This is a genomic window from Blautia difficilis, assembly GCF_014297245.1.
In the GTDB taxonomy this organism is placed as follows: Bacteria; Bacillota; Clostridia; order Lachnospirales; family Lachnospiraceae; genus Blautia_A; species Blautia_A difficilis.
Window position 1 is genome coordinate 84,740 of record NZ_JACOQG010000010.1, and the last position, 17,001, is coordinate 101,740.

General features: G+C 43.0%; 12 protein-coding genes. 1 reads left to right on the forward strand and 11 read right to left on the reverse strand.

Annotated features, from left to right (window positions below):
* Positions 1 to 346: 346 nt before the first annotated feature.
* From H8Z82_RS08275 to H8Z82_RS08310, 8 genes are all read right to left on the reverse strand, one after another.
* Complete coding sequence (locus tag H8Z82_RS08275) at positions 347 to 2,047, reverse strand: fibronectin type III domain-containing protein (protein ID WP_186994855.1); 1,701 nt, start codon at positions 2,045 to 2,047, stop codon at positions 347 to 349.
* Between the two features lie 112 nt (positions 2,048 to 2,159).
* Positions 2,160 to 3,047, reverse strand: a complete 888-nt coding sequence (locus H8Z82_RS08280) for an ABC transporter permease (protein ID WP_019161425.1) — start codon at positions 3,045 to 3,047, stop codon at positions 2,160 to 2,162.
* Positions 3,044 to 4,048, reverse strand: coding sequence for an ABC transporter permease (locus tag H8Z82_RS08285; RefSeq protein ID WP_118670096.1), 1,005 nt, complete (start codon positions 4,046 to 4,048; stop codon positions 3,044 to 3,046). Before H8Z82_RS08285 ends, H8Z82_RS08280 begins: the two co-directional genes overlap by 4 nt.
* On the reverse strand, positions 4,045 to 4,959 hold the full coding sequence (locus H8Z82_RS08290; protein ID WP_019161424.1) for an ATP-binding cassette domain-containing protein: 915 nt from the start codon (positions 4,957 to 4,959) through the stop codon (positions 4,045 to 4,047). The genes H8Z82_RS08285 and H8Z82_RS08290 overlap by 4 nt, the downstream gene beginning before the upstream one ends.
* Positions 4,952 to 5,965, reverse strand: coding sequence for an ABC transporter ATP-binding protein (locus H8Z82_RS08295; protein WP_186994856.1), 1,014 nt, complete (start codon positions 5,963 to 5,965; stop codon positions 4,952 to 4,954). The genes H8Z82_RS08290 and H8Z82_RS08295 overlap by 8 nt, the downstream gene beginning before the upstream one ends.
* Before the next feature lie 270 nt (positions 5,966 to 6,235).
* Positions 6,236 to 7,777: an ABC transporter substrate-binding protein gene (locus tag H8Z82_RS08300; protein ID WP_019161422.1), complete on the reverse strand. Its 1,542-nt coding sequence runs from the start codon at positions 7,775 to 7,777 to the stop codon at positions 6,236 to 6,238.
* Positions 7,778 to 7,926: 149 nt separating this feature from the next.
* On the reverse strand, positions 7,927 to 9,888 hold the full coding sequence (locus H8Z82_RS08305) for a bifunctional metallophosphatase/5'-nucleotidase (RefSeq protein WP_186994857.1): 1,962 nt from the start codon (positions 9,886 to 9,888) through the stop codon (positions 7,927 to 7,929).
* Between the two features lie 54 nt (positions 9,889 to 9,942).
* A complete protein-coding gene (locus tag H8Z82_RS08310; protein WP_186994858.1) occupies positions 9,943 to 10,779 on the reverse strand; it encodes a deoxyribonuclease IV in 837 nt (278 codons plus the stop codon).
* Positions 10,780 to 10,926: 147 nt separating this feature from the next.
* Here H8Z82_RS08310 and H8Z82_RS08315 point away from each other — a divergent pair, with 147 nt between their 5' ends.
* Positions 10,927 to 12,021, forward strand: coding sequence for a zinc ribbon domain-containing protein (locus tag H8Z82_RS08315; RefSeq protein ID WP_186994859.1), 1,095 nt, complete (start codon positions 10,927 to 10,929; stop codon positions 12,019 to 12,021).
* Between the two features lie 187 nt (positions 12,022 to 12,208).
* Here the strand turns inward: H8Z82_RS08315 and H8Z82_RS17120 are convergent, their stop codons facing one another.
* The 3 genes from H8Z82_RS17120 to H8Z82_RS08325 all read right to left on the reverse strand — a co-directional run bounded on the left by H8Z82_RS17120 (position 12,209) and on the right by H8Z82_RS08325 (position 16,816).
* Complete coding sequence (locus tag H8Z82_RS17120; RefSeq protein WP_173744485.1) at positions 12,209 to 12,385, reverse strand: fibronectin type III-like domain-contianing protein; 177 nt, start codon at positions 12,383 to 12,385, stop codon at positions 12,209 to 12,211.
* Between the two features lie 56 nt (positions 12,386 to 12,441).
* Positions 12,442 to 14,835, reverse strand: a complete 2,394-nt coding sequence (locus tag H8Z82_RS08320; RefSeq protein ID WP_186994860.1) for a glycoside hydrolase family 31 protein — start codon at positions 14,833 to 14,835, stop codon at positions 12,442 to 12,444.
* Between the two features lie 292 nt (positions 14,836 to 15,127).
* A complete protein-coding gene (locus H8Z82_RS08325) occupies positions 15,128 to 16,816 on the reverse strand; it encodes a glycogen synthase (protein ID WP_186994861.1) in 1,689 nt (562 codons plus the stop codon).
* Between the last annotated feature and the right edge of the window lie 185 nt (positions 16,817 to 17,001).

Consider the following 17,001-nt stretch of genomic DNA (forward strand, 5'->3'; position numbering starts at 1 on the left):
TTCCTTTCTTCCTTTTCCTGCTTTTCGCTTGTGGATATATTTCTGCAATTATCTCGTAAATATTTCGTACATCCCTTCTGAAATAACTATAGTAATTCCCATCATTTCCAAGGGCAATATGATTATTTAAGAAGCGATGTACCAGTCGTGCAGATATAACGGGAATTATACCATACATTCCACCACTATTTCAAGCAAATACTACTTGAATTTGCTTACACTTTAGCTAGTTAAATGTCTATAAATAGATATTCTCCGGAATTCTGACGTTTAAAAAGCCACCTGGCAGAATTTTCCCCGCTGTATACCGGTTCTTGTCCTGCCAGATGGCTTAAATTATTTTTTATTATCTGGAAGCTTTATATTTCACATCTGACCATCTGCTGTATACCTTTTTACCCTGGGTATTATAGGCATATGCACGGATTCTGTAATAATATTTCGTTCCTTTTTTCAAACGTGTATCTGTGTATCTTACCGTAGAACCGGATTTGATCACTGCAGCTCTCTTGTAAGAACCTGTCGTCCCGATCCTGCGATAGATTTCGTATCCTTTTGCATTCCTGGATTTTTTCCAGGTAAGTGTAAGTCTTCTTGCATTTTTGTTGGAAATACTGCTGATCGTCGGTCTGGAAGGCTTTATTGTGGTACTCTCTACATTATATTCTACATTTGTCATCTGCAGAATGGAGGAAGCTCCTGTTCCATAAGCCTTTCTTGTATCTGAATCATATTTGAAATAGATATCTCCGCCCTCAGTCTCATAAGTATAACCTTTTGAAATACTTCCTCTGGCAGGTGTGTTCAGGAAAAGCCCACCATTCTCTCCTACTGAATCCGTGTCACTGTTTGTAATATCTGCAATGTAATATCTGCCATCCTGTTCCACAATATTCCACATATGGGCACCTGCACCGGTTCCGCCATCCATATCACCGGTTACTGTATAACAGGTAATATCGCTGAGATCACACAGATACTGGAAAGCCTTGGAATATCCTTCACAAACTACATTGGTAGATTCATCCCCGTCAAATACCCAGATCAGCTGCCATGGATCTCCGTATTTGTCTCCATAGGAATCAGAGATTGCCTCATCATTATAATCTGTCAGATAACAGATCATTTCTTTATATGCAGCAAGCTTCTCCGGCTCAGACATGTTTTTAAATTCATTAACGATCGTCTTTGCATTGGAAGCTGCTTTCTTTGCAGTCTTTACCATGCGGGAATCTACCCGATACTCCTTAGCTGCATATTCACTGATCACAGGCATGGAAACTGTTATATCTGAAATCTCTGCGATCCTTTTTCCGCCCCTGACAGATACGGAATAACTATAATCCCACTGTGTCATTGCAGTCTTTTCATACCAATATAACTCATAGGGACAGTCTGCCAGCAGACAGGTCGTGATCTTTTCTTTATTCAGGCTGTCAAACTTCTTGGATACTTCCTGTTCCAGCTTTGCATCTGTGGCAGAAGTCTGCCAGCGCAGTCCAAGATCTGAAGTAATTCCGAATTTGGTAGATCCGCCTCTGGCTGCTACGGAGGTAACCTTTGTTTTCATTTCTTCATAAAGTGCCTGCTGTACTCCGGAAAGAACGGTTTCACCGATAGAGGTACCCGGTGCGGTAGATACCTGATCATAGAAAAAGCGGCTGGCATATTCTCCGAACAATTTATCCCCATCCGGCTGATCCTCTGTCTTTATGCTGATTTTCTCTGTCACATGGACAGTACCGTCAGGAAGCTCCTCCACACTGCGGTCTGTAACTGTAAAATTACTTTCCTCTGTTTCCATATCTGAAAAGTCAGATTCCTGCTGTGCTTCCGCCCCAAAGACCTCTGTTTCTTCTTCCTGCTCTACAACCGGTGCCTGCTCCACATCTGAAAATTCTTCTGCCTGTGCTGCCTCTGCATCCTGCTGCTGTACAGCCTGCACCTCTCCATCTGAAAACTCTGCTGCTCCCACCGGTGCTGCCAAACCTCCCATTGCCAGCATCAGGCTTAAGCTAAGACTTATAAAGCTTTTTTTCCTATACATAACTACTTCCTCCTTTTAATACAGCATACACAATTTTCACCTATTCAACAAGGAAAAAAGGACAATTTGACATTTTCCGTGACAAATTATAGGGTAACAGCACAGCCCAGTATCAGAAATTACTTTCTTTTCTGTTTGTCTGTTCTCTGCAGGCATTTCCTATATTGGTCAGGCAGAGCACTGTGGCGATCAGGAAAAGTCCGGGGATCAGAATGATCCACCAGGAACCTGTCATTAATGCCTTATCTGACAAAGACAGCATACTTCCCCATGTGATAACCTCTATGGGAAGTCCAATACCCATAAAGCTCAAAGTCGCCTCAGAGATCATTGCAGTTCTTACATTCATAACTACCATAAACATAATGGATGAGAAAAAGTTCGGCACCAGATGCTTCCACAAAATACGGAAGAACCCGGCTCCCATACATCTTGCAGCGATGATATACTCACTGTTTCGTATCTGCCGTACCTCTGTGCGTACCACCTTCGCAATACTGGTCCAGCTGGTCACACCGATTACAAAGGACAGACTCAGAATATTGGCATTTCCCATAATAGCCTGCAGCAAAATGATCAGAAGCAGAGTTGGTATACTTAAGAATATTTCTGTAAATCTCATGATCAGTTCATCCAGCCAGGCAGGTGCCACCCCACTGAAGGCGCCGACTACCACTGCAATAAAAGTAGAAATAACAGTAGCTAATCCACCGATCAGAATCGAGATTCTTCCTCCATACCAGATCATGGAAAAAATATCCCTTCCCATAGTATCCGTTCCAAAAAGGAACTCCCTGTCAGGAGCTTTATTATAGTTTAACAGATCCATATAAGTAGGATCCTTTGTCATAATCAGTTCCGCACACAGGCAACCCAGTACGATAAGAATCAGGATTGCTGCTGAAACAACCGGTTTTCCCTCATACCACTTTTTCTTTGATTTGGGAATTACGGTTTCTGTCTTTCTGTTTCCTGCCAGTTCAAATAAATGATTGTTCATCCTTCTACTACCTCCGATTTCTCGGTTATTACTTCATCCTTCATACGGGGATCTATCTGTTCATTGATCGTCTGACTGACAATATTACAGAAAATAACCAGGATTCCTGACATCATACAAAGCAGCATCAGCAGATTGTAATCATGGTATCTGGCACTCTCATAAGACAGAGCTCCGATTCCGGGATAAGAGAATACACTTTCTACCACATAAGTTCCTCCAAGTACATGGGGGACTGCAATGGCCATAATACTCAGATAAGCAGGCATTACATTTCGGACACAATGTCTGAACATAAGCTTTTTCTTATTTAGTCCCTTTGCCTTTGCCAGAAGTACATAATCTGCGCGAACCTCTTCAAGGATCTTATTTCGGATCATGTAAGCATAATACCATAAATGCTCCATGACCACGATGGTCAGAGGCATGATCAGATGCAGCACTCTGTCACCTATATCTCCTGCATTTCCTGTACTGTAAGCACCACTGCTTGGCAGGATCTTAAGATTTACGGAAAAAACAAGGATCAGGACCAGGGCCATCCAGAACTCAGGAATACAGCTGGATATGGTTCCCAGCTTACACAGAATCCGGTCTGCCAGCCGATTTTCGTACCAGGCGCACAGAATTCCCAGGAGCAAGGCTCCGGCAAACATAATGATAAATCCGATTCCTCCAAGCACAAGTGTATTGCCAATACGGCCGCCGATCACTTCTACTACATCCTGTTTATATTTAAATGAAATTCCAAATTCTCCATGAAAAGCATTTTTTACCCACTTCACATACTGCACAGAAATTGGTTCGTTCAGTCCCAGTTTTCCCATAGCCCATTCACGTTCTTCCGGACTCATCTTCTCTGTACGGTCACCATAATAGGAAATCAGCGGATCTCCCGGTGCCAGTCGGGCTACATAAAATACAGCTACAGACAGTATAAATACTGAGATCAGGAATATCAGGCATTTTTTACCATAGTAAACTAACTTTTTTTGTCTCATGATATACTGCACCCCTTTCCTTCAGCCGGAAGCATTGCAAAATGTCCGGGTGACACTTCTGTCCACACACTGTTTTCCATTCCTTCGCCATCATAGTACTGCAGAACTCTTTTTCTTTCCCTGATGGGGTCAGGAACAGGAATTGCAGACAGCAAGGTTTTTGTATAAGGATGCACCGGATTGGAATACAATTCTTCCGATGGTGCCAGTTCTACCAGTTTTCCATGATACATAACTCCCACACGGTCACAGAGATACTCCACCATAGCCAGGTCATGGGCTATAAACAGAAATGTAAATCCGTGCTCCTCCTGCAGATGACGGAACAGATTCACAATCTGTGCCTGTATGGACACATCCAGAGAAGCGATAGGTTCATCAGCCACCAGAAATTCCGGTTCCATACACAGAGATCTGGCTATGGCCACTCGCTGTCTCTGTCCCCCTGATAATTCAGATGGATAACGGTCCAGGAAACTATTCTCAAGTCCTACATATTCCATCTGAAAAGCAGCTTCCTTCACAAAGCTTCCTCTCGGAGGTGTAATATGCTGGATCCTCATTGGTTCCGTAATAATATCTGACACCTTCATTTTCTGGTTCAGACTGGATGCGGAATCCTGAAATATCATCTGGCGGCGGGTCTGCAGCATTTTTTTATGCTTTTTGAATTCCTTTTTGTCGCATATATTTACATCTTTATACCAGATTTCTCCCTGAGCCGGCTGATATATATTCATCAGACATCTGGCAACTGTGGACTTTCCTGAACCGGATTCCCCTACCAGACCAAAGATCTCACCTTTATGGATCTGAAATGAGACATCATCTACAGCCTTTACCTTGATCTTTTTTGTCAGATGAAACTGCTGAGTCAGATGCCTGACATCCAATAAAACTTCTTTACTCATGCGCGGTTCCTCCCATAGGTGATTTGATCTGCGGTGCTCTTGGATCCAACAGCCAGGTTGCCGCATAATGAGTATCTGTTATCTTAAACATAGGCGGCATTTCTTCATAATCAATATTCAGGGCATATTCATTTCGACATGCAAAAGCATCACCTTTCGGCGGATCTATCAGAGTAGGAGGCATGCCGGGGATGGTGTACAGGCTTTCTTTTCCATTTGCAAATGCAGGCAGTGATCTCATCAGTCCCCATGTGTATGGATGTCTGGGATCATAATACACTTCCTCTGCTGTACCAATCTCTACGATCTTGCCTGCATACATGACTGCTACCCTGTCTGCCACACGTGCAACAACTCCCAGATCATGGGATACCAGTATGGTAGCTGTTCCAAGCTTCATCTGTATTTCCCGCAGAAGATCCAGGATCTGTGCCTGTATGGTCACATCCAGTGCAGTAGTAGGTTCATCTGCAAATAAAATATCCGGATCTGCTGCCAGAGCAATGGCCATAACACATCTCTGACGCATTCCGCCTGAGAACTGCCAGGGATACTGATGATATCTTTCCTTTGGATGGGAGATACCTACCAGTTCCATAAGTTCCAGAACCTTCTTATTTACCTGTTCCTTCGTGTAATTCTTATTGTGGATCACCACTGCTTCCCCAATCTGTTTTCCGATTTTAATCGTTGGATTCAGGGATGTCATAGGATCCTGAAAGATCATAGAAAAAACTCTTCCACGCAGTTTCTGCATCTCCCTTTCCCTGTAACAGGTAATATCCTGTCCGTTCACACAAATGTTGCCCTCTTTAATCTTTGCACTTGGCGGCAAAAGCTTCATAATACTTTTGCAAAGCACACTCTTCCCGCATCCGGATTCTCCAACTATAGCCAGCACCTCTCCTTTTTTTAATGAAAAAGATACATTTCTTACTGCCTGAACTTCTCCGGCCGGACCGTCAATGCTGACTGAAAGATTTTTAACTTCTAATAAACGTTCCATTTTTAATCCTTTTCCGCTCGTGTGAAAAGGGGGCACCTTTAGTGCCCCCGTCACAACCTTTATCTCATTTGATGTTAGGGTCAAAAGACATTTTGCCCCTAACTTGATATCTACGAATTGCTCCGCTGCAAAGCAGCTCCCGCAATTCTCAAACATTCGAAATCCGCTGATTTACTACGTAAATCGCTACTTTCTCATGTTTGGAGGGTCCCAAGTTCAAAAGTCTTATCGTGCAAGCACGAACGACTTTTTGACCTTTTGACCCTGATATCACTCAATCGTCCAATCTGCTACATTCCAGAAGATTCCAACTCCATGATGTCCCATAATTGTATCAGGATCGATTCCTTTAATATTGCTGTCAGCAACATAGTTGGCATCAATATAACAGATCATCGCATAAGCCGGATCCTCTGCCAGAGCTTTCTGGAAATTAGCATAAGCTTCTGCACGAACTTCCGGATCAGCGGACTGTCTCGCTTCTGTCAGATACTTGTCAACGTCTGCATTGGAGTAGCTGGAGTAGTTTGCTCCCTTATCTGTTCCGAATACTTTGTATGTATGGTCGTCAGCATCAAATGGGCTTCCCCATCCGATCAGGAATGCCATCTGTCCTGCCCAATCTATCTGTGCAGGGATCTCTACTGATACATCCATGCCGATCTCTTTCAGTTCCTGTGCTGCAATCTGAGCCATATCAATACGTACCTGGTCTCCTGCGCTTACGCTGATCACAAATCCCACTTTTTCGCCGTCACGATAATAGAATCCGTCATCACCCATCTCACATCCTGCAGCTTCCAGAATTTCTTTTGCTTTTTCAGGATTGTAATCATAATGCTCTACATCTTCATAATTGTAGACATTTCTCTGAAGAGGTCCATAAGCCGGCATTCCCTGTCCCAGGATAACTGCGTCGATGATCGCCTGACGGTCAAGTCCATAACATACTGCCGGGATCAGATCACGGTTTTTCTGCCAGTATTCATTTCCAAAGTTAAACATGATTCCACGATAGTCAGCAGTCTTCATATCATAGCATGTATATGCATCATCATCAGCAAAAGCAGCTGCATCCTTCGGTGTTAATAAGGCCAGATCAAGTTCTCCGGATTTTAACTGAAGTGCTTTCGCATTGTCATCCGGTACGATCTTGAATACAACTTTATCGATGGAAGGCTCACCCTTGAAATAATCTTCATTCTTAGCCAGTGTGATCGCCTGTCCCTCATCCCAGGATTCAATCTTGTATGGGCCTGTTCCTACCGGATTACGGAAGAAATCAGAAGTCTGCATATCTTCTCCCTCAAGCAGATGCTTAGGAAGAACTGCCATTGTCATATAGTCAAGAAATGCAACGTTTTTGTCCTCAAGCTTGAAGGCAACTGTGTGATCATCAATCACATTGATCTCCTCTACGTCCTCATAGTTGGGTGCATTCTCAGAACCGTTTTCCGGATCCATGATCGCTTCAATAGTAAATTTAACATCCTCTGCTGTCACAGGTTCGCCGTCCTGCCACTTGGCATCTTCTGCCATATGGAAGGTATAGGTATTGGTTTCATCATCAAAATCCCAGCTCTCTGCCAGTCCCGGAACCACCTTATTCTCTCCGTCATGTGCAGTTAAGCCGTTGAAGATCAGGATATTAATCTCTCCATGTTCATCCATAGCAGGATTGATCCTGGTATAATCTCCGCTTCCATATACCAGTGTTGTTTCTTCCTCTGCCAGTACAGGTACTGTTGTCCCTGCGCTTACCAGTGATACGGTCAGAAGTACTCCGGCCATTGTCAATAAACCCTTTTTCATTTCATGTTCCCTCGCTTTTTCTTTATTGGTAACTGACTTTTATGATATCAGACAATTCTGACATCAGTAAGCCCTGCGGGGGGATATTGACATATTCCTTTTTAGGCCGGAGGTATATCACATACAGCATACCTCCGGCCTAAATCCTCTCAACCTTTCTTTATTATATTCTTTTTCTTTTTTATCCTGCGGACGATCTTTCGGATCAGAACTACAACAAGGACAATAATTACAACAAGGATCAGACATGCCGCCACGATCATCACTGAAAATTTATTTGGATTTTTCACCAGATCAATGATGTTTTTACTGTCATCTATAACCTTACGGTTATGTGTCACTGCATAATATTCCGGTACATTGGCGATTCCGTCTCCATCTGTATCTTCAAAAGACTGCATATATCTTGCGATCGCATCCCACGCCTTCAATTCTCTGCCGTTTTCCATGATTGCCTGATCTTCCAGATTTTCAATCGGATTTCCATTCTCATCCTTAGGTTCCAGAGACAGCAGGCCATATGACATTTTCATCACAGAGCCAAGCATTTGTCCTGTGTACAGATCCGTCACAACATGATACAGCTTATCATCCTGGATTTCTATCCGTTCTCCGTCTCCTCTGGTCAGATAGCAATCCGTTACTTTGTTCAGGATCATTCTGTGCGGATTATATGTAAAATTCAGTCCACTGCAATATAATCTTGCAGTCGTCATAAAGTCCGAAACAGACGCATCCACTTCTGCTGCCAGCTTCAGTTCTTTTCCGGTCAGATAGGCGTTGATCAGAGGATATCCTGCTACTCCGTCCTTTCCGATTCCCAGAGAGAATGAATTGTAGACATCTTCTACTGTAATATTTCCCTTTGTATAGGTATCACGGACAGTTCCGCTTGGAACCACCGCTACATCTACCGGATTCCCATCATAATATTCTGAATGTTCCACAGCATATACATAGGCATCAGACATAATATCGCCAAGATTCAGTTCTTCATGCTTTGTTCCCATTTCTTCCAGACTGTTAAATTCGACATCATTTTCAGCCAGGACCTCATCTCTGGTGTAGCCAAAATCCGCCAGGTAATTGGTATCCACCGTATCCATTAATTCATCAATCCGTCTCTGGGTTGCCTGATCCGGCTTGATCTCATCAGACACCGGGATCAGCTCATAGGAGGTCATCTCCCAGCGTCCGTCCTGTTTCTGTGTCATGGAAAGTGATCCCAGATTTCGTCCGTACTCACCGCAGGATACAATATAAGTATTCCCATGCTGAATCGCTTCCTTCAGCTCTGTGTGGGAATGTCCACTGATGATCAGATCCAGCTCAGGAACTTTTTTTGCAAGGATTTCGTCCTCAGACTTATCCTCATCCTCCCAGGTTCCGCCATGGGACACACATGCGATCATATCTACAGTCTCGTTCTTCTTAATCTGGGCTACCGTCTGCTTCACTGACTCTGCCGGATCCTTGAACAGCAGCTCACAGGTAGGTGCACATTCCAGAGCATCTTTTCCAAATACACCAACTACTGCAATCTTCGTATCTCCCTTTTGGATCACCACGTAATCCTTCACACCGTAAGCTTCAAATGCTTCTTTGATCTGCTTCTGTCCATCACTTAAGTCCTCTTTCTCCATAGCATCCCAATCCACATTACACACTACAAGCTCCGGCAGTGTCTCGCCGGAATTTACAGCTGCCTTCAGCATATTTGCCAGACCCTTTGACCGGTAATCGTATTCATGATTACCAAAGGTAGTCACATCATAACCCAGATATCCCAGCATCCGAAGCTCCGCTGCCTCTGTGTCATATACAGTCTGGATCAGTGTACCCATGGAAAAATCTCCTCCATCCAGCACCAGAGTATCCGGATTTTCTTTTCGCTTTTCATCCATCAAAGTTTTAATCCTGGCAAATCCGCCAACTTCTTTTTGCTGTCCCTCTACAATGGTTGAAAAGCTGTCCAGATGGGAATGGGTATCATGGGTAAACAAAACGTCTACTTTTTTTGGTTCTGCTGCTGCCACAGGAATATCCAGCACAAGCAGAAGCAATGTTACAATGGTAAGTATCACTGACAAAATCCGTTTCCGTGTTTTCATAAACATCTCCTTTTCGTCCAAGAAATTATTTATCTTTACTTTTCTTTATCTTATTTATTTTCCTTTATACTCCGCTCTGAGCAAGGCGATTTCATGAGTCCATCCTTCATCATCATTGGGGGTTTCCAGAATAAAAGGAATTCCTTTTGTGGCAGGGTGATTGATCACGCGCACAAGTGCCTCCAGTCCTATTTGGCCCTCTCCGATTCTGGCATGCCGGTCCTTATGGCTGCCAAGGGGATTCATGCTGTCATTCAGGTGGATAGCCTTTAGTCTGTCCAGACCTATGACCCGGTCAAATTCTGCAAATACACTGTCAGGATCATTTACAATATCATATCCACCATCCCAGACATGACAGGTATCCAGACAAACCCCTAATTTATCTTTTAATTCCACCTGGTCAATGATCTGACGGAGTTCTTCAAAATTTCTTCCTACTTCCGTCCCCTTTCCTGCCATAGTTTCCAGAAGTACAATTGTACTCTGGTCTTTTGTCAGCACTTCATTAAGAATTTCTGCAATTTTACGGATTCCCACTTCTGCACCCTGTCCTACGTGGCTGCCCGGATGAAAATTGTAATAATTTCCCGGTGTCATTTCCAGACGTTTCAGATCATCTGCCAGGATTTCTCTGGCGAAATCTCTGAGGTTTTCCTTAGCAGCACAGCAGTTCATAGTGTAGGGTGCATGAGCTACCAGCTTTCCAAAATGATTGTCCTTTACCAGCTGCAGAAACGCCTGTACATCCTGAGAATCTATTTCTTTGGCCTTCCCGCCTCTTGGATTTCTGGTAAAAAATGCAAATGTGTTACCGCCATTTGCCAGCATCTGCTTTCCCATTGCAACATATCCTCGGGATGAACTTGTGTGATTTCCTATATACAGCATCTTTTTGCTCCTCTTCTGTAGTATTTTTTACCATATCAATTATTTTATTATAACACAGAATCCGGCAAATGCGATGCCATTCCTGAATTATCAGTCTATTCTTTTCGTCAAATTAAATGTATAATAGACAGGAAAGGAGAATTAAGTATGGGAAAGTTAATCGAAGGACTCTGGGATTGTCCATTTTGTGACAATAAGAGAATCAAAGCCGGACAGAAAACCTGTCCACTCTGTGGGCATCCTCAGGATGAAAACACAAAATTCTACATGCCGGACGCAATTGAATATGTTTCAGAGGAGAAGGCTGCCAAAATCAGCCGAAATCCAGACTGGCAGTGCAGTTTTTGCGGCAGCCTTAACAGTGACGATCTGAACATCTGCAAAAACTGCGGAGCCACAAAAGAAGACTCTGAGAGAAACTATTTCGAAATACGGAAGCAGGAAGAAGAAAAGAAACGCAAAAAAGAAGAGAAAAAAGAAACGCACCAGAAAAATACTGTAAAAAGTGCACCAAAGAAAAAAGAAAAAAAGAAGAAATCACTGATGAAAAGAGCTCTTCTCTTTCTGGGAATCTTTGCTGTCATCATTTTCGGAATGATGTCCTGTCTGGCACCGAAAGTAAAAAATGTAACCATTGATGACTTTGACTGGGAACGAACCATCGACATCGAAGAGATCGTTACACACAACGAAAGTGATTGGCAGCTGCCAGATGGCGCACGACTACAATACACGAAAAATGAGATTAAGTCATACGAACAAGTCATAGACCACTATGAAAAAGTTACGGAAACCAAAACACGCCGCGTTATCGACCATTATGAAGATGAAGTCTCCCATGTTGACCTGGGAAACGGATATTTTGAGGAGAAAACCAAGAGTGTTCCTGTATACAAAGATGAAACCTATACAGAAACCACGGATAAACCAGTGTATCGACAAGAACCGGTGTATGCTACAAAATATTACTACGAAATAGACCGGTGGACTGTGGTAGACACTGCGAAAGCTTCTGGAACAGACCAGAATCCAGCCTGGCCAGAACCAAAACTGAAAGACAACCAGAGAACAGGAACAAAGGATGAGCACTATTTCGTAACTGCTACCTATGAGAAAAAGGAAGGCAAAACCGAAACAGAACGCTATGAAATGGCTTTCTCTGAATGGAAAGAGCTGAAAAAAGGCGAAAAAACAGACTTAAAGGTTGATGCTGCCGGATTCGCAGAAATTAATAAAAAATAAGGCAAAAAAGGAGTATTGAATTTGCTGGATGAAGCAAAACTATGGAAATAATCCGACGTCAATCGGGTGGGGTTTTCTGTGTTTAAATAGATAAAAGGCTGTCGCACATAGTGCGCAGCCTTCAGACTGTAGACAAACTTGGGGTTGGGTGTTATATCGGTATTTCATGGTCGAGTAGACACACCAATTACTTGGTGTGCCCCTCACAGATCCGAACCTCTTCGAAATCATTATTACATGGTACAGACCTCAGCAAAGAAACCTCTTGTTTTTCCATCAATGATGCTGTAGCTTTTTCTCCCGGTCTTAATGTGATACGCTTAAATCCTGCCAGTTCCCGCATCGGTCTTACGCGCGAAGCCACAACATTGGAGTCTGACCTCTGTATGTTTTTTACCGCAGGGAACTTACTTGATTCGGTTAAATTCCCATTGTAAGAATCTCCATCAGTATCCCAAGCAATGACGGATTCAAATTCATGGATACCAGAACAGGCACTGCCTCTGTGCCCAGCTCTTTCACTACTTTATAGACGTCTGTCTTCTGTGCATAGGTAATCTGTGCTTTTTCCAGAATCTCATAGACCTCTTCTGCATAGTCTCTCTGATAAACAGCTGCATCTGCCGCAAAAGTAATCTTCACCTGTGCATCTGCCGGCACATTCTTCAGGATCACTATTGTTCCATGAAGCTTCTCATCCTCTGCGAACTCTGCCTCCTTATATGCCTGTCCGTTTACAGTAAGCTCCTGCGGTTTGTCCAGAATATTGCAGAAGCGGATCTTCCAGGAACGTTTCTGCGGGATCACTGCTGTATTTCCCTGTGCAGCTTCTATAATAAATACTGTTCCATTCTCATCTGCAGTCTTCGTCATTCTGGTGGATACCCAGTTCTCATCCAGGTCTTCCGGTGTGTCCCCACCGTCTTCCCAGAGTACAAATTCCCCAGATTTTCCAGGATATACAAGTACTTCCAGTTTCTCGGGATTCTCAATGGAATTATCATATCCTTCCATGTCCTTCAGCGGAATGATGCTGCCTTCACGCACAAGTACCGGCATCTCGTAAATATCTCTCCAGAGATCCACTTTTCTGCCACCCTTATATGCTCTTCCGTTAAAGAAATCATACCAGATTCCCTGCGGGATCCATGTCTTCGCACCTGCCAGTCCTGTTACCGGATCCAGCTTATCTGTAATTGGAGATACCATCATCTCTGTGCCGAAATAATAGTTGTTCGGCACTTCATAGGTTTCCTCACGCTCCGGCTCCAGATAATACATTGGCTGTACCAGCGGCAGTCCCGCTCTGCTTGCACGACGGTTCATAGTGTAAAGATACGGAACCAGCTTATGACGCAGTTTCAGGAAATTCTTCATTACTGTTTCTACGATCTGGTTGTATTTCCATGGTTCTTTTCCATTGAACGGGTTGTCTGTGCTGTGCAGACGGTTCATTGGTGAAAAGACTCCAAGCTGTACCCATCTTGCAGTGAGCTCGTCGTCTCTGTATCCCAACATATGTCCACCGATATCATGACTCCACCATCCAAAACCGATGTTGCTGGCATTTGCCGTGAAATATGGCTGGAATTTCAGACTTTCCCAGGTAATGACCGTATCACCTGAAAAACCAACCGGGTATCTGTGGCTTCCGGGTCCTGCATATCTTGAGAAAGTCAGCGCACGTTTTCCTTTCCACTTGCTGTCCAGATAGTGATAGTGGTTCAGCATCCAGAGCGGATCCAGTCCCGGAACCTTGGTTACAGTTCCCTGCTGCCAGTCAAGCCACCAGAAGTCTACTCCCTCTTCTTCCATCGGATGATGCAGTTCCTCAAAATATGTCTCAATGAATTTCGGATCTGTCATGTCAAAAAGCACCGGTTCCTTGCTTGCAGGATCAATTCCCATCTTCTCTGCAACTCTCGGATAGGCTTCTTCATAAGCACGCACTCCATCTGCCGGATGTACGTTCAGTGTAATCTTATACCCATGTTTGTGCAGCCAGTCCATAAATTCAGGCGGATTGGGGAAAAACTTCTTATTCCAGGTATATCCTGTCCATCCGCTTCCATATACAGGAGGTACATCCTCTACCAGATGCCAGTCCATATCTACAACTGCAACAGAGAATGGCACTTCTTCTTTCTCAAAACGCTCTACCAGTTCTTTGTATTCTGCCTCTGTATATTTGTGATATCTGCTCCACCAGTTTCCGAAGGTGTATCTTGGAAGCAGAGGTGTTTTTCCACATAATCTGTAAAAATCCTGCAGACATTCTATATATCTGTGACCATATCCAAAGAAATAGAAGTCTGCTCTGTTTCCCTGACGTGGCTCTACCATTCCATCTTCGCCCATAGCCATTGTGTGGGAATCATCCAGCACTGAAAAACCGTTTCTGGACATAATGCCATGACTCAGCGGAATCTCACCGTCTGCTTCATCCAGGGTTCTGGCTGTTCCCAGCAGATCTTTCGGTTCATCACCATAATGCCACACACGCTCGCTGGCTTTTCCACCCGCAACACGTATCATCAGACCGCTTGGAGAAAATTTCTGCCTGTCATAGTGGATTTCAAGATCTTTGGTGTAAATATGTAATTCCTCACCACCATCGCTCACCCTGAATTCCGGCACCGGGAAATCACGATTGCATACCATCTGTGTTGCTCTGTCCTCAAATCCTCCGTCTTCGCTGTACTCAAAACGGATCAGGGCAGTTGTCAGCATTGTAATCCTGAAATGATCGCCCACGATCACAGCTTCCTTTCTGCATACAGGATTACCTTCCAGTACAAATTTCTTTAAGTCCATAAAAGCTTTTCCTCCTTTACATTCCCGGCAGTCTGATACTGCCTGCTTTTGAAACTATTTTATACTTTTGTACATCAATTGGCAATAACTTGTATTTCTTCCCTTATTCTCTTTCTGCACTATTATAAAACAAGCTGATACCAATTTGATACCAGCTAATGTTTTACCTGCATCCTTCAAGGACGCACCCACATGATATGCTTTCGGTATTATAGCAATCCTCTAAAATAATGCATCTTAATCCAGCCCATCAGAATGTGAAATCTTGGGTAAAGCATTTTTCAAACACACTCTAATCTCTTGGTGTTAATCCTACATACATATCTTTGTACTGTTTTGCACTCTTTTCCCAGGAAACATCTTTATTCATATCGCGGATCACCATATCATCCCAGGATTTCCTGTTCTCGAAATAGAGCGTCTTTGCTCTGTTGATCGCGTCGTAAAGCAGCCCACTTTCATATCTGTCAAATGTAAAACCGTTTCCTGTATTTTCAAACATATTATAAGGCTGAACCGTATCTTTGAGTCCTCCGGTCTCTCTTACAATCGGAACTGCACCATATCTCATGGCTATAAGCTGTGTAAGTCCACATGGTTCAAATCTTGATGGAACCAGAAGCGCATCACATCCTGCATAAATATTGTGAGCCACATTTTCATTGTAAGCGATATATGCACAGAAATTGCCCTTATATTTGTTTTCATAATAACGGAATGTATTCTCATACTGAGAATCACCAGTACCAAGAACAACCACCTGCGTATGTTCATCCATAATTCCCGGGATTACATCATTTACAAGATCAAGACCTTTCTGGTTGGTGAGACGTGAAATAAGTCCGATTACCATCTTATGTTCATCTACATCCAGCCCCAGAGATTCCTGAAGAGCTTTTTTATTAATCTTTTTATTCTTTATTGCTGACTTCTCATCATAATCAGCAGCTAACAGCTTATCAGTTGCCGGATTCCAGATATCCGTATCAATACCATTCACAATTCCCAGAATCTTATTATTGTGATATCTTAAATGCTCTGCAAGTCCCTCGCCATATTCCTCTGTCTGAATCTCCCAGGCATAGGTGTTACTTACGGTTGTAACTTTGTTACTGTAAGCGATACCCCCCTTTAACATATTGGCATCCAGCCAGTTCTGAATCATGCAGTCCTTATTAAATACATAATCAGGAAGTCCTGACCAGTATTGAATCTTTTTTCTGTCATAAATACCCTGGAACTTCAGATTATGTATTGTGAGTATTGAAATTGCACGTCCTACATCGGTATCCTGGAAACAGGTTCTCAGATAAAGTGGTACTAAAGCTGCCTGCCAGTCATGACAATGTACTACATCAGGAGTCCAATTCAGATAATTAAGGGTAGCAAGGGCAGCTTTTGCAAAATAACAGAATTTCGGAATGTCATCTATGAGATTCGTATATGGATTTCCCCAGGAAAAGAACTCATCATTATCTATAAAATCATAGACAACACCGTCCTCCTGATATTCCATAATTCCCACATAATACTGCTTTCCATCAGAGCAGAGATTCATATTAAAGGAACCCCTGTATTCCATCTTTTCCTGAAATTTCTGAGGAATACATTTATATCTTGGAATAATGACCTTAACATCAATGTTTAATTTTGCCAGACTCTTTGGCAGGGCAGACATTACATCTCCCAATCCACCGGTCTTAACAAATGGATAACATTCTGATCCAATGAAGGCTACACTTCTTCGCGGTCCCAGATCAGGCTGTTTCGTTGGAACGTTCTGTTTATACTGTTCAACAGATGGCTCCTGAATAATTGCGGTTTGCTTAACAGAAACATTCTCTGCTGTTGGAGCAACAGTCTTAACAGCTTTTTGAGGACTGTTTTTTGCACTGCTTTTTACGCTGTTTCTTGCATTGCTCTTTATATTACTTTTTGCATTGCCTTTAGTACTGCTTTTTTGAACTGTTTTTTTTCTCATATCATTGATCTCCCTTTTGCATTTTATAAAGTCCGAAATTTATTACGCCTTAACTAAAATGTCCTCCGATAAGTTCCTGATAAACATTCATTTTACAGATATTTATCATTTCCTGTTAATCTCAATTATAACACAAAATGCGCAAAGTAACTATTATTATGCAATGAATCTACCAAGATCTTCCT

What these genes read in the sequence shown, in the direction of transcription:
- H8Z82_RS08325 (WP_186994861.1), bottom strand. Translation starts at nt 16,816, where the DNA reads ATGAGAAAAAAAACAGTTCAAAAAAGCAGTACTAAAGGCAATGCAAAA.
- H8Z82_RS08295 (WP_186994856.1), bottom strand. Translation starts at nt 5,965, where the DNA reads ATGGAACGTTTATTAGAAGTTAAAAATCTTTCAGTCAGCATTGACGGT.
- H8Z82_RS08300 (WP_019161422.1), bottom strand. Translation starts at nt 7,777, where the DNA reads ATGAAAAAGGGTTTATTGACAATGGCCGGAGTACTTCTGACCGTATCA.
- H8Z82_RS08320 (WP_186994860.1), bottom strand. Translation starts at nt 14,835, where the DNA reads ATGGACTTAAAGAAATTTGTACTGGAAGGTAATCCTGTATGCAGAAAG.
- H8Z82_RS08280 (WP_019161425.1), bottom strand. Translation starts at nt 3,047, where the DNA reads ATGAACAATCATTTATTTGAACTGGCAGGAAACAGAAAGACAGAAACC.
- H8Z82_RS08285 (WP_118670096.1), bottom strand. Translation starts at nt 4,048, where the DNA reads ATGAGACAAAAAAAGTTAGTTTACTATGGTAAAAAATGCCTGATATTC.
- H8Z82_RS08290 (WP_019161424.1), bottom strand. Translation starts at nt 4,959, where the DNA reads ATGAGTAAAGAAGTTTTATTGGATGTCAGGCATCTGACTCAGCAGTTT.
- H8Z82_RS08310 (WP_186994858.1), bottom strand. Translation starts at nt 10,779, where the DNA reads ATGCTGTATATAGGAAATCACACAAGTTCATCCCGAGGATATGTTGCA.
- H8Z82_RS08305 (WP_186994857.1), bottom strand. Translation starts at nt 9,888, where the DNA reads ATGAAAACACGGAAACGGATTTTGTCAGTGATACTTACCATTGTAACA.
- H8Z82_RS08275 (WP_186994855.1), bottom strand. Translation starts at nt 2,047, where the DNA reads ATGTATAGGAAAAAAAGCTTTATAAGTCTTAGCTTAAGCCTGATGCTG.
- H8Z82_RS08315 (WP_186994859.1), top strand. Translation starts at nt 10,927, where the DNA reads ATGGGAAAGTTAATCGAAGGACTCTGGGATTGTCCATTTTGTGACAAT.